The sequence below is a fragment of the Streptomyces sp. NPDC031379 genome (assembly GCF_055569615.1).
Map to the genome: position 1 here is coordinate 95,441 of NZ_JBVIIT010000032.1, position 12,366 is coordinate 107,806.

General features: G+C 66.7%; 10 protein-coding genes, 1 tRNA gene and 1 pseudogene. 6 read left to right on the forward strand and 6 right to left on the reverse strand.

Annotation, left to right across the window (positions count from 1 at the left end):
• Nucleotides 1-115: 115 nt before the first annotated feature.
• The 3 genes from ACZ5CW_RS35930 to ACZ5CW_RS35940 all read left to right on the forward strand — a co-directional run bounded on the left by ACZ5CW_RS35930 (nucleotide 116) and on the right by ACZ5CW_RS35940 (nucleotide 2,456).
• Nucleotides 116-793 carry an HNH endonuclease family protein gene (locus ACZ5CW_RS35930; protein WP_468609029.1) on the forward strand — a complete coding sequence of 226 codons (678 nt, stop codon included), beginning with the start codon at nucleotides 116-118 and terminating at the stop codon, nucleotides 791-793.
• 293 nt (nucleotides 794-1,086) lie between these two features.
• Nucleotides 1,087-1,701: a DUF1326 domain-containing protein gene (locus tag ACZ5CW_RS35935; RefSeq protein ID WP_468609031.1), complete on the forward strand. Its 615-nt coding sequence runs from the start codon at nucleotides 1,087-1,089 to the stop codon at nucleotides 1,699-1,701.
• Nucleotides 1,698-2,456: a DUF2182 domain-containing protein gene (locus ACZ5CW_RS35940; protein ID WP_468609033.1), complete on the forward strand. Its 759-nt coding sequence runs from the start codon at nucleotides 1,698-1,700 to the stop codon at nucleotides 2,454-2,456. The genes ACZ5CW_RS35935 and ACZ5CW_RS35940 overlap by 4 nt, the downstream gene beginning before the upstream one ends.
• 138 nt (nucleotides 2,457-2,594) lie before the next feature.
• Here the strand turns inward: ACZ5CW_RS35940 and ACZ5CW_RS35945 are convergent, their stop codons facing one another.
• From ACZ5CW_RS35945 to ACZ5CW_RS35960, 4 genes and pseudogenes are all read right to left on the reverse strand, one after another.
• Nucleotides 2,595-3,011, reverse strand: a complete 417-nt coding sequence (locus ACZ5CW_RS35945; RefSeq protein WP_468609035.1) for an SANT/Myb-like DNA-binding domain-containing protein — start codon at nucleotides 3,009-3,011, stop codon at nucleotides 2,595-2,597.
• A 240-nt stretch (nucleotides 3,012-3,251) separates the two neighbouring features.
• Nucleotides 3,252-4,271 (reverse strand): cytochrome P450, encoded by a 1,020-nt coding sequence (locus ACZ5CW_RS35950; RefSeq protein ID WP_468609061.1) that lies wholly within the window; start codon nucleotides 4,269-4,271, stop codon nucleotides 3,252-3,254.
• Between the two features lie 240 nt (nucleotides 4,272-4,511).
• Nucleotides 4,512-5,882 (reverse strand): annotated as a pseudogene (locus tag ACZ5CW_RS35955) (NAD(P)/FAD-dependent oxidoreductase); the annotation flags it as partial.
• Complete coding sequence (locus ACZ5CW_RS35960) at nucleotides 5,879-6,055, reverse strand: ferredoxin (RefSeq protein WP_468609037.1); 177 nt, start codon at nucleotides 6,053-6,055, stop codon at nucleotides 5,879-5,881. The pseudogene ACZ5CW_RS35955 and the gene ACZ5CW_RS35960, both read right to left, overlap by 4 nt.
• A gap of 405 nt (nucleotides 6,056-6,460) precedes the next feature.
• On the opposite strand from ACZ5CW_RS35960, the gene ACZ5CW_RS35965 reads away from it, so the two are divergent.
• Nucleotides 6,461-7,018, forward strand: a complete 558-nt coding sequence (locus ACZ5CW_RS35965; RefSeq protein WP_468609039.1) for a GNAT family N-acetyltransferase — start codon at nucleotides 6,461-6,463, stop codon at nucleotides 7,016-7,018.
• A 103-nt stretch (nucleotides 7,019-7,121) separates the two neighbouring features.
• On the opposite strand, the gene ACZ5CW_RS35970 is transcribed toward ACZ5CW_RS35965, so the two are convergent.
• A complete protein-coding gene (locus ACZ5CW_RS35970) occupies nucleotides 7,122-8,147 on the reverse strand; it encodes a cytochrome P450 (RefSeq protein WP_468609041.1) in 1,026 nt (341 codons plus the stop codon).
• A 1,038-nt stretch (nucleotides 8,148-9,185) separates the two neighbouring features.
• Nucleotides 9,186-9,250, reverse strand: a tRNA-Arg gene (locus ACZ5CW_RS35975).
• Nucleotides 9,251-9,524: 274 nt separating this feature from the next.
• Here ACZ5CW_RS35975 and ACZ5CW_RS35980 point away from each other — a divergent pair.
• Both ACZ5CW_RS35980 and ACZ5CW_RS35985 read left to right on the forward strand, forming a co-directional pair.
• Entirely contained in the window at nucleotides 9,525-10,697 is a 1,173-nt protein-coding gene (locus ACZ5CW_RS35980; protein WP_468609043.1) for a DNA cytosine methyltransferase, read from the forward strand.
• An 18-nt stretch (nucleotides 10,698-10,715) separates the two neighbouring features.
• Nucleotides 10,716-11,795 (forward strand): restriction endonuclease, SacI family, encoded by a 1,080-nt coding sequence (locus tag ACZ5CW_RS35985; RefSeq protein ID WP_468609045.1) that lies wholly within the window; start codon nucleotides 10,716-10,718, stop codon nucleotides 11,793-11,795.
• Nucleotides 11,796-12,366: the final 571 nt, after the last annotated feature.

The window sequence follows — 12,366 nt, forward strand, 5'->3', positions numbered from 1 at the left end:
TGTTCCCCGAAGGGTGTGCTCTGGCACGCCTGTACGGTGAACTCCTGCATCCAGACGGCTCATTCGTTCGAGTCGAGTACCTCGAACGAGTTACGAGCCGTCAATTCTGCGACGCGTGACCAAAAACCTCAGGCGCGCCGCAGTCGCGGCCGCACTTCTCCTCGTGCCCCTCGTGGCTCCCACCCCGGCACACGCGCAGGATCGTTCCGCCGAGACGTACACACTCCCCATGGCCGCCGCGGTCCACTTCCTCCCGCTCGCCGCCGAGGTGCGCGACGGCTACGAGCGCACCAGCTTCAAGCACTGGAACGCGGGCAAGATCCCCGCCGACGGCTGCAACACCCGGGCCGAGGTGCTCCTCTCCGAGGCGGTCGACCCACCCGGGGTCCTCCCCGGCTGCAAGCTCTCGGGCGGCCGCTGGTGGTCGTACTACGACGCCAAGTGGATCACCTCGGCCTCCGCCCTGGACATCGACCACATGGTTCCGCTCGCGGAGGCCTGGGACTCCGGGGCCTCGCAGTGGACCGCGGCGCGGCGCGAGGCGTACGCCAACGACCTCGACGCCACGACCTCCCTCGTCGCCGTCTCCGCGGCCTCGAACCGCAGCAAGGCCGACCAGGACCCGGCCCAATGGCTGCCGCCGGCGGTCGAAGCGACATGCAGGTACGCCTCGGAGTGGACCGCGACCAAACTCCGCTGGGGCCTCACCGTCGACGCCGTCGAGTCCGAAGCGCTCGGTCAGCTCGCGGACGCATGCCCAGGCACGACCGTGACCTACGAGCCCGCCCCGTAGGAACCGTGGATCCACCCGCCGGGGCGGGGCCACCGGCTGGAACCCGGCGTACCGCCTGTGTGGCACGTCTGTGGCATGCGAACGGGCCATGAAGAGGACGTCGTCACATGAAGAATCCGACGCCGCGGGCGCCCCCCACGACGCGGTACCAGGGCCGTGAGCTGCGCTGATGGCGGATCTGCGCGACGGGGGTCGTCGGGAATAGCCTGGAGAAGAGGGGCACCGGGACGGAACGGATCCTCCCGGTGCATTCCCTTCCCCGCGGGGGACGTAGAAGAGGGAGGCGGAGAGCCATGCCCTGGAATCTGAACGGCACGTATCTGGAGAGCTGCAACTGCGACGTGGTGTGCCCTTGCACGACCTCGGGCCTCACCGCACCGGCCGACCACGAGCGCTGCCAGGTGACCTTCGCGTTCCACGTGGACAGCGGGAACGTGGACGGCGTGGATGTCTCCGACCACAACGTCGCCGTCTTCATCGACGCGCCCCGGGTGATGGCCGAGGGCGGCTGGCAGGTGGCTCTGTACCTCGACGCTTCGGCCGACGACGGCCAGGCGGAGGCGCTGGGCAAGATCTTCTCCGGCCAGGCCGGCGGGCCGATGGCAGCACTCACTCCGCTCATCGGCGAGGTCCTCGGCGTGGAGCGCGTTCCCATCGACTACCGGGACGACGGCCGCCGCCACTCCGCGCGGGTGGGCGGCGCCATCGACATCGAGATCGAGGATCAGGTTGCCCCGCAGTTCGGCGAGGACGGTCCGGTCATGGGACTGACCGGCATGTTCCACCCGGTGAACAGCACGCTGACCATCGCCCGGTCGACCCGGGCGACGGGCGACGGCGTGTACGGCCGGTCCTGGGACTTCTCCGGCGGCAACGGGCACTCGGCGCCCTTCACGTGGTCCGCGTGACCGGTTGGCTGGTCACCGTCCGCCGCAGGGCGGGCCCCGCCGGACTGCTGCTGGTCGTGGCGGCTGCCGCCTGGGTCTGGGTGGTGACACGCTGGGGCGGCATGCAGGTGATGCCGGGCACCATGGGCCTGGGCCTGCCCGTTTTCCTGGCCATGTGGACGCTGATGATGGCCGCGATGATGCTGCCCGCCACGGCGCCCGTCGCCGCGCTCTACGCACGCACCATCACCGTGCATCGTGCACCGCGCATGGTCGTTTTCACGGTCGCCTACCTGCTTGTCTGGGCCGCGGCCGGGCTGCCGGCGTATGGGCTGGCCGCCGGCCTGGGCAGGGCGGCGAACCTCCCCGCGGTTGCGGGGACCGTAGTGGCCGCTGCCGTGTTCGCGCTCACCGGCGTCTACCAGCTCACGCCCCTCAAAGACCGCTGTCTGGCGAGGTGCCGCTCGCCGATCGGGCTGATGCTGCGCTACGCCTCGTACCCGGGGCGCTCGCGCGATCTGCGTGCCGGAGCCCACCACGGGGCCTTCTGCCTGGGCTGCTGTTGGTCGCTGATGGTCCTGCTGGCGGCGTTCGGTGTGATGAATCTGTGGGCCATGGTGGTTCTGACCGCCGTGATCACCACTGAGAAGCTTGCTCCGGCCGGCCGCCTGGTGGCCCGTGCCGTGGGACTCACCTCGATCGCCCTGGCCGTCGCCGTCTTCTGGTTCCCGGCGCTGGCTTCGGGCCTCACCGGTGGCGGTACGGCCGGGATGTGAGGACGGGGACGCCGACTGCGAGGATTGATCACGGCACTGCTCGGCTCTACTCTGCCTGGGTCGACGGCGCACGGCGCACGGGATGGGAGCACCCCGCGCACGCCGTTCCCAGCCACAGAAGTCTGAGCCTCGATGCTGTCAGGCGAGGCTTTCGAGACCGAGCTTGGCCAGTCGCGACCGGATGGCGCTGGGCTTCCGGCCGAACTGCTTCCCGAGGGCATTGAAGTCACGTTCTCCTTGCTGGTAGAGGGCAAGGAGGTGGGCGTCGTCCTCTGATGACCATGGGTGGCCCATCCGCGGAAAGCGAGCCCGTTGCTCTTCCGGCGTCTCACGCCTCCTGCCGGCATCGCCGTGAGGGCAGACAGACTCGATGATGTCGAGTGGGAACTCTCCGACGTGGGTGCCTGTGAGCCAGAGGTTCAGGTGGCCGTCGTCGAACGTGATCCGGTCGGCATGGATGGTCACTGCTCGCCGTAGGACGTCGCTGTCGTTCGGGTCCTGGTGGTAGTCGGTGAACGTGAGACGGAACGCTGTGCGCACGGTGGAATCCCCCATGGGGACCATGCTGGCGTCCCCGCTTGGCATGCGGTAGATCGTTTCTCGTCCTTGCCCGCTGCACGCAGCGCCCCGCCGACAGGGCGGCGCGCGCCCTGCAGCCAAGACCACGGTCAGAACGATGCCTCCGGCGGGGGATCGGCCGGCACCGGGATGGAGGGGGCGCCGTTCGCGGCTGCGGGTCCGAAGTGGCGTGCGCGGGGAACTCCCACGACCTCGCAACTGCCCTCGGCTGCCGCGTCAACCGTCCCCCTGCTCGATGTCCAGATGGATCGGGCCGCGAAGAACGGGGCTTCGCCGGTACGGCGGCGGGTCGTCGACCAGCCGGGGCCGGTCGAGGCGGCGTACCAGCTCGCCCAGCGCGATCTGGGTTTCCCGTCGGGCCAGCGGGCCGCCGAAGCACAGGTGGATGCCGCTGCCAAAGCCGAGGTGCTGGTTGTCGCGCCGATCGGGGTCGAAGCGGTCGGGATCGTGGAAGCGGTCCGGGTCGCGGCTGCCCGAGGCCAGCATGAGCATGATCTGCGAGCCCTTGGGGATGACGGTGTCGGCGACGGTGATGTCGCTGTACGCCGCCCGCCAGGGAATGATGTGCACCGGAGGCTCGTAGCGCAGCAGTTCCTCCACGAGCGGCACGATGAGGTCCGGTTCGTCGCGCAGCCGCTGCAGCACCTGGGGGTGGCGCAGCAGTGTCAGCATGCCGTTGGTGACGAGGTTGACGGTCGTCTCGTGGCCGGCGATCAGCAGCAGTTTGGCGGTGGCGACGATTTCGGCGTCGGTCATCCGGCCGTCGGGCCCGTCGTCGTTGGCCAGCCGTGACAGCAGGTCGTCGCCCGGACGGCCGTGGCGCTGTTCCACCAGCTCGCCGAGGCACTGGCGCAAGTCCTTGCGGGCCTGTACGCCGTTTTCCAGTTTCTCCTTCGGGTCGGTCTCGGGGTCGTAGTCGATCGAGTGCATGATGTCGTTCACCCAGAGGTGGAACCGCGGCTCGTCCTCGCGTGGCACGCCCAGCAAGTGACAGGTCACGGTTACGGGGAGCGGGAAGGCGAAATCGTCGACGACGTCGATCCGCTCCTTGCCCGCGAAATCGTCGATCAGGCTGCCGACGGTGGCGGTCAGGTCGCCTTCCATGCCGGTCACCAGCCCCGGGGTGTGCGGGGGGCCGAAGTGACGCATCGCCATACGCCGCAGGCGATCGTGCTGGGGCGGGTCCATGTGGATGAACGACGACGTGGTGGTGGCCCCTCCCTCGGCTGAGGGCATCGGACGCGACAGGTTGCGCGCGTCGGAACTCAGATGCGGGTCATTCAGCAGGTCCGTGATCTCGCGATAGGTACTGATGACGTAGCTGCCGTCCTCCTGCCGGGCCACCGGCGTCTCGCGCAACTCGGCATACAGCGGGTACGGGTCGGCCCGGGCGGAGTAGTCGAAGATCCGTTGCAGCGTGCCGGGCGTCTCGGCCGTGGTCGTCCGGCCTTCCTCCTGCCGATGCCGGTGCACGGCCGTGACGCGGCGCTCACCCGGGTCATGGCCCGTGACGACCACGGTGGCGCCCCGAGCGAGCAGGGCGGGGCCGGGGAAGTCGACGGGCACCGGTTTCCTGTCGGCCGACTGGTCCGGCGTGTGGCAGGGGGGCGGGAAAGGCGCGGCCGTCTCGATCAAGCGTCGGTAGTGGTCCAGCCACTTGCCGTTGTTGAAGCTCACGGCAGCCGTGACGCGGCCCCGATAGCCGTATGCGGTGACGAAACGGCGGTCGGACACCGACCCCTGGGTGACGACCACCTCGTCGGCGAAGGTCGGCACGCCGACGGACTTGATGTTGACGCCGAACTGGATCGACCAGAACAGCGGGACGGACAGGTGGGACCAGCGGTCCGCCTGGGCACTGACCATGTTGTGTGCCGCGACCTCGGCCTGTTCCACGGCGTTGGCCCAGTGCTCCAGCGAGAGGAGCCGGTATCCGTAGATGGGGTTCGGGCAACGTGCCACGTCTCCCGCGGCGAAGACGTGGTCGGTGACGCGGCCGTTGATGTCGAGGGCGCGGCAGCCCGTGTCGCAGGTGATTCCCCACACGCCCGCCGCCAGTCCCGACTCCCGCAGCCACTCGGTGTTGCGGATGCTCCCGAGCGCCACCACCGCCACATCGGCGTCGACCGAACTGCCGTCGTCGAAGTGAGCACGGCGAAACCGTCCCTGCGCGTCGCCCTCCAGCCGGACGACCTTGACAGCGCACCGCAGGTCGACACCATGAGCGCGCTGCAGGTCCGCCGCAACCTCGCCGATCATGGCGCCGAGCGCCCCGACCAGCGGGGCCGGCGCGAGTTCGGCGACGGTCACCGGGATGTCCCGCTCGCGGCAGATGGAGGCGACCTCGGAGCCGGTGAATCCCGCGCCGATGACCAGCACACGGGAGGGCCCGGCCGCGAGGGCCCGCTGCAGGCTCTCGGCATGCTCTCGCGTACGTACGACGAACACTCCGTCCAGGGCCGCCTCCGACGCGACGAACCACGGCCGGGCCCGTACCCCGGTGGAGATCAGCACCCGGTCGAAGGGAACCTCGCGTCCGTCGGCGAGACGCACGCGGTTCGTCGCGAGGTCCAGCCCGCTGGCGGGCACGCCCAGCAGCCACTCCGCATCGATGCCACGACGGCGGGGCAAAGTGGTGCCCCTGGCCGGCAGCCACCCGCTCAGTACTTGCTTGGACAGGGGAGGCCGGTCGTAGGGCTCGCCCGACTCGTCACCGATCATGGTCAACGATCCGGTGAAACCCTCGTCCCGCAGAGCCTCCGCGGCCCGCAGCCCCGCCAGCGAAGCCCCGACGACCACGACGCGGCCATCGCGCTTGAAGGCACACAGGGTGTCGGCACTGGTCATGACGGCGACGCCTCCGCCGGTACGTCCCGTCCCTCCAGCCGGTCGACCAGGATCGCCTGGACCGAGCAGGCCGCCGCGGCGCGCAGCACCTGCTCGCGCCGGTCGTCGTCGGGGTTCGGGTCGTACATCAGCGCTTCCTCATCGAGCAGCCGGGACGCTCGTCGGGTCTCCATGGAAAGAATTGATCACCGCGGCCAAGGCGATCGGCGCCTGACTAGAGACGTATCCCTGGTTGCGGCTGCATTTTGGATACGTGAGGGGCGCTCTTTCGGATTGCCGTTTCGATGGAAACCGTGTGGCACGGTGCACCGGAATACCGTCGGAGAAGCAACGTAACGGCGGCACCGATACCGGGGGGCCCAGCGTTGATCGATTAGATGGCCGCAGGTCAGAGACCCGGCCCTTCACTTCTTCGGCTTCGCGACACACCTCCGACACAGTCGGACTTGCGCCCGCCCGCTGCGCGACCCCGCCGCTCCCGACGAGGACGACGATCAGCGGTGAGACAGAGCATGGCGGGCAACACCTGCCTCGGTGTGCCTCTCGGCCTCGCGCGCACAGCAGCGTGAAAATAGGGCATGGCATCGTCCTGGACTGGTAATCGGGTACGCCTACGCGCTATCGAGCCCGACGACTGGACAGCGTTCATGCGCTTCGCCGACGACGACGGGCGGCGAGGGAGCCGGCTGGATCTGCCACGGTCCGCCGAGAGCCACCGTGCCTGGGCGAAGGAGCAAGCCGTTGCCAAGTGCGATGACGACCGCTTCCGGTTGGCAGTCGAAGCGACGGCCACGGGAGAGCTGGTCGGCACAGTCGGCTCACATCGCACCGGCCCTCGTTCAGGCTGGTTCGAGTGTGATGTCACGATCGGCGCTGACCATCGGCGCAAGGGCTACGCGGCAGAAGCCGCAGTGCTGCTGCTGCGCTTCATGTTCGCCGAGCGGCGCTATCACAAATGCCTAGCAGCGATCTTCGCCCACAACGAGGCGTCGCTGGCACTCTTTCGTCGGCTCGGCTTCACCGAAGAGGGGCGCCTGCGGGAACACGTTTTCTTCGCCGGCCAGCACCACGACCTCGTCATGATGGGCATGCTCACCGACGAGTTCGACCAGCGACACAGGATGAGCGAACCATGAGCTGGTCATTCAGGCGGGTGCGGAACGGCACTCGAACTTGATCGACGTTCGCTGGTCGCCAGTCGCTGGCGGAGGCGGCCTGTCACCGAAAGCAGGACTGCCCTCAGTCGCGCAAGGTGGCGCGCAGGCGCAAGCCGACAGTTGCGAGACCTTCGAGGGTGGTGACCTGGTAGCTGGGTTCCGGTCCGGGCGGCTCGCTCAAGTGGTAGCAGCGGGCGGTCTGCGCAGTCAGGAGCGTCAGCATCGCCATGGCCAGAGCGGCTCCCTCGCAGCCGTGCGGCCCGGTACCGAAGGAGAGGAAGACCCCGGGTTTCGCCGGTGAGCCCGCATCATCGAGCCAGCGCTCGGGCCGGAACTGGTCCGGCTCGGAATATTCCCGAGCGTCGCGGTGGGCGGTGTAGGGGCAGACGAGAACGGTGGACCCGGCGTCGATGGTGTAGTCGGCGAGCTGAGTCTGTCGCGGGGCGCGCCGGGTCAGCAGCCAGCTCGGGGGGTACAGCCGGAGCACCTCACTTACCAGTGCCTGGGTGTACTGCAGGCTGCCGAGGTGGGTGCTGGTAGTCGCGGCCGGGTCCGCGGGCAGCGAGGCGGCTTCGGCCGCGACGCGGCCCGCTGCCTGGGGGTGCCGGGCCAGGTGGAGCAGGATCCATCCGGCTGCCCGGGAAGGGGTCTCGAAGGTGGCGACGGTGATTCCGGGGAGAGTGTCGAGGATCGCCTCTTCCGGCAGTAGGCCGTAGTGGGGGGAGGGCCGGAGCATCTGTCCCAGCATGTCGTCACCGAGCCGGCCCGATGAACGACGCCGGCGGACGATGGGCCGCAAAGCGTCGGTGAAGGCGACTTGCTGCCGTGTGCGGAACCGCCGTGCCGGTGTGGGGATCCAGCGCGGCCATACCCAACGCGAGGGGCGTACGAGCACCTCCCGGGCCAGGAAGAGCTGTGAGGCATAGGGCAGCAGGGTGGGAGCGTCTTCGGAGAAGAGGTAGCTCACGCCGATCTCTGCCAGGGCGTGCCGGACCGGGGGCAGAACCTCGACGTCCTGGCCCGTGGGCCACTGGTCGGCGAATCGAGCGGTCTGGGGCGCAATCTCACCGATCCGGGCTGCAACCGCCTGCGCACGTAGTCCGCGCATACGGGCGGCGTGAGCGTGCGCACGCTCCTCGGGTGTTGGTGCTCCGCTCGACCGCTTCGACGGCGGGAAGAGGGGCGAGGATGCCTTGGGGAAGTCCTGCGCGCGGCGCAGGACTGCTTCACACGGCCCGGCCGCAGCGGCTACGTAGACACCCGGCTCCAGTTGCCAGACGTCCCCACACTCTTCAGCGCCGCGGCGCGCCAGTGCCAGCCGGTCGCGGCTCCAGGCCGCGAAGCTGCCTCCGGGCAACCGAGGCGGCTCGTTCCTTCGGCCCATGAGATGGTCCCTGGTTCTCGTACCTGTCCAGGCCGATATCGTCGGCAGAGTGGCTGGGAACCGGCGGGCGCCCAGGGGCGCCCGCCGGCAGTGCGCTCAGTCCTAGTCGCCGGCGTACGCATCCCATTCGTGGGCCCCGTACGCACCGTAGTGGCGGGTGAAGGACAGCTTGCCGAGCAGCTTGGCGATCATGGTGCACTCCTCTCGCCTGTCTTCAGCGCCCAATGCCACACCCGACATATTGCCACACAGGGTATGTCTGCGATATAAGGCACATTCCGGTCTTCGGTCGCACGCTGCCACTACTGATCACCGCATTCGGGAACCGCGGTGGCGCCGCCGTAGGGGACAGCAAGGGCAGCCGCGGATACGTCGTCGTTGTCGCCGGCCGGCAGCTGCACCATCAGATGCCGTTCCGTGGTCACCCCCGCCGAGATCCTGCGGTACAGCAGCGAAGTACCGCAGCCACCACAACCACAACAACCCCTCACGCTCAGCAGCGTCCTTGTACGGCCCGACAATGGCCGGTCTGCCCCTCTGCGGCCGCTACGGATCAGAAGCTCTCCGCGCCACACCCGTGCAGAGCTGGCGAGGAGCCATGAGGAAGCGTGGCGGCGGGCGGCTGCGTGGCCCACACGCTCCTCACACGTGATTGATGCGCAACAACGAGAAAGAGCGGGAGACAGTGAGACTGTCTCCCGCTCCTTCATGTCGGCATCCGCCCTGGTCAGCGCTTGATCTCTGCTGATCCTCGGCGAGTGCCCCCGGCAGGATTCGAACCTGCGCACACGGCTCCGGAGGCCGATTGCGTCCCGGCCGTCTCCGCAGGTCAGGGTGTCGAGCAGTCCGCAAACGTGGGTGCTGGTCCACACATAGTCCACGCCTGCCAGCCCCCTGCCAGGAGGTCGAGCATCGGAAGCTGGGAGGGATGCGGCTGGTCATGTGCCTCTCAGGCTCGCGCGTGGCACACCGACGTAGTAGTCCTCTCTGCATGACCCCCTGGCCTGGCGGAAGCGGCGAGTGGGGACAGTGGCGAGCTAGCTGGCGTCGTTTGGAGTGATCACGGAGCCCCCGTAGGTTGCGATACGTTAGTGTGGCGCGGTGAACCATGAGCTTCCCGTGATCAGTCTGTTCTCCGGGGCCGGTGGCCTCGACTGCGCCATCGAGAGCTCTGCTGAGCCACCGCTGGTCCAGGACGGCTCTGGCTCCCCACTCCGCGTCGCAGTTGCCACTGACTATGACCAGACGGCTCTGGACACTCTCTCGGCCAACTTTCCGCACACCAAGACACTGTGCGGGGATATCCAAGCGATCCCGACCGCAGAGTTGCTGGAAGCCGGCGGGCTGAAGCCCGGCGATCCGACCCTGGTCATCGGTGGTCCTCCCTGCACACCGTTCAGCAAGTCCGGGTTTTGGATCGAGGAGAAGCGCAACAGTGCTGATCCCAATGCCTCTCTCCTCGACGAGTACGTCCGGGTGGTCCGCGAGAGCAAGCCCGAAGCCTTCATCCTGGAAAATGTGCAGGGCCTGACGTATAAGACCCATCAGGCTCAGTTCGATCGGCTAATTGCGGGGCTCAAGGACGCAGGTTACAACCCGACGTTCCGTGTGCTCCTTGCGGCCGAATACGGAGTCCCCCAGCTTCGCAGGCGAGTGTTCGTCGTCGGACGACGCGATGGTAAGCCTTTCCACTTCCCGGAGACTACGCACTCTGGCGAGTCGGAGCGGGATCGGGTGATTGACCACAGCAAGATTCCCTTTACGAGCCTTCGTGAGGCGCTTGCCGGACTCCCCGATGTTCCCGAGGCAGGAGAGATTGTTGAGGGCACCTACGCCGAACTCGCTGCGGAAGTTCCTCCTGGCCAAAACTACCTGTGGCACACCGAGCGCTATGGCGGTCGCAACGAGTTCAAATGGCGCAGCCGCTATTGGACCTTCCTGCTGAAGGCAGATCCGGACCGTCCATCTACGACGCTGCAGGCTCAGCCAGGCCCGTGGGTCGGGCCATTTCACTGGGAGAATGTGAAGAACGCGAACGGGGAAGAGCGAGCACGTAGGTTTCGCGTTGCCGAGATGAAGCGGATCATGACTTTCCCGGATGAATTCATTTTCACTGGAGGAAAGCGTGAGATGCAACGGCAGATCGGTAACGCTGTTCCTGTGGAGTTGGGCAAGGTCGTCGCCAGGTCCCTGATGGAACAGCTCGGGCACCTTGAGCCTGACAGCGCCAAGATCCCTAACCAGGTTGGCCATGAACAGCTTGAACTTATTTAGAGCATAAATGGGGGAGCGGTGGGAATAACAATTAAAAAGAGTGAAGCTGAGGCGGTTCTGGAGGCGGCGTATCAGGCCGCTAGTTCGGGGGGTGAGTTTTCCGAAGAATGGACACTTCTCGCTAAGTCGCTACGTGAGGATGACGCACCGAAAACCTACACAGCCGCTTTGGTGACGGAGTTGCTGGCACGGTCTTGTGACGAGAACGTCGATCCGCAATCCATCAAAATGAAGCACGGCGAGCGCGCCTTTTCTCTCCGTGGCCTGTGCCACGGAGTTGTGGTGCCGATGTCAGGCAAGCTCGGGTTCGACCTCGGTGCGACTGGTCCGGAGCCGATAAACAACCAGCCGTTCTTCCGGTATCAGCATTTTTCTGAGATTGACGCAGTCCTGGGTAAGGCTCGGCCATACCTGGATCGGCTTAGGGCTGCGCTCGCAAGGGTAGACGAAGAGAACTATTCCGCCGATGAGGCATTTAATGCGCTCGTGGCAGTAATGGCGGTCTGCATTGCTGTAGCGGAAAAAAGGCGGCACGTTGTGGTGGGCAGCGCCGTAGTGGAGTCAAGCCTCATTTCTGCGACGCAAGAATTCGTTGGGAGCGGCAAGGATGTTCCACGTAAACTGCAAGCGTGCGTTGCGGCTGGCCTTGATATGGCCTACGACATTGTCATTTCGCGCCGAATCAACGACCCGTCTCGGGACTTCCCTGGCGACGTCCAAGTAATCTTGGACAGTGGACCTTTGCTTACCGTCGAAGTGCGCGGGAAGAGTGTGTCTGTGGAGGCGCTTGATCAGTTCGTTCGTAAGGCCGCAGAGGCTGGTTTCCGTCGAGTCGCACTCATGGTTGATACGGCTTCGCACGTGTCGCTTCTGTCAACTCATCACCTGACCAGCGAGCTTGAACGAACTTATGGGTGCATCGTCAAGATAAATGAGAGCATATCGAGCTTCTTGCGCGATGTATTCGTATGGTCGCCTCGCGACACCCAGTCGATCCTCTCGGCCTTCCCTGAGGCGATGTATCAGCGAATGATAGAGATCGAAGTTAGGGACGCTGAGGTGGAGCGATGGGCCCAGCTTTTCCCTGAAGGATCCTGACTTTCTTTGCTGGACCGCAGACGGCTCGCACTTGACCGAGCGGCCGGTGGAGCTGCTTTGGCGTGAGTGATCAGGGCCCATTACGCTAGCCCGCGAATCGGGCAGGCTTGTGGACCTGCCCGTTAGTGCCCGATTTTGGGCCCTGATCTTCGAGGCTCGCGCCAAAGTGGCTGCCTAAAGCCGTGGAGCCGGCCGCCCCAGCCACGACGGTGTTCTGACCTCGGCTGGGCCGTCTCACCCTTACCCCGGCCTGGTCTTCGCCCCCTTGTGGGCGCGGACGGTCGCCGGCGCGCGGCCCCGGTGACGAAGGCAAGGAGGGGCGGCGCGCCGGCGACCGTCCGGCGCCGCCGCGCTGTGCGCGGCACCTCCGATCTGTGATCGGACTGCTTGCAGTTCAGGAGGCCGGGAGCAACGGCGAGCGAAGCGAGCCCTTGAAGATGTAGGGAAACTTCCACCGCACGGGGCTTCAAAGCTTTTGTCTTGTCTCGGTTGATGCTTGACGTTGTGGCTTCACCTGATGCTTGACACCGCTTGCCTCGGCTTGGCTGTGCGCGTCGTATCCGCGTGCAGG

What these genes read in the sequence shown, in the direction of transcription:
- ACZ5CW_RS35950 (WP_468609061.1), bottom strand. Translation starts at nt 4,271, where the DNA reads ATGCCCTCAGCCGAGGGAGGGGCCACCACCACGTCGTCGTTCATCCAC.
- ACZ5CW_RS35965 (WP_468609039.1), top strand. Translation starts at nt 6,461, where the DNA reads ATGGCATCGTCCTGGACTGGTAATCGGGTACGCCTACGCGCTATCGAG.
- ACZ5CW_RS35945 (WP_468609035.1), bottom strand. Translation starts at nt 3,011, where the DNA reads ATGGGGGATTCCACCGTGCGCACAGCGTTCCGTCTCACGTTCACCGAC.
- ACZ5CW_RS35970 (WP_468609041.1), bottom strand. Translation starts at nt 8,147, where the DNA reads ATGCGCGGACTACGTGCGCAGGCGGTTGCAGCCCGGATCGGTGAGATT.
- ACZ5CW_RS35960 (WP_468609037.1), bottom strand. Translation starts at nt 6,055, where the DNA reads ATGGAGACCCGACGAGCGTCCCGGCTGCTCGATGAGGAAGCGCTGATG.
- ACZ5CW_RS35935 (WP_468609031.1), top strand. Translation starts at nt 1,087, where the DNA reads ATGCCCTGGAATCTGAACGGCACGTATCTGGAGAGCTGCAACTGCGAC.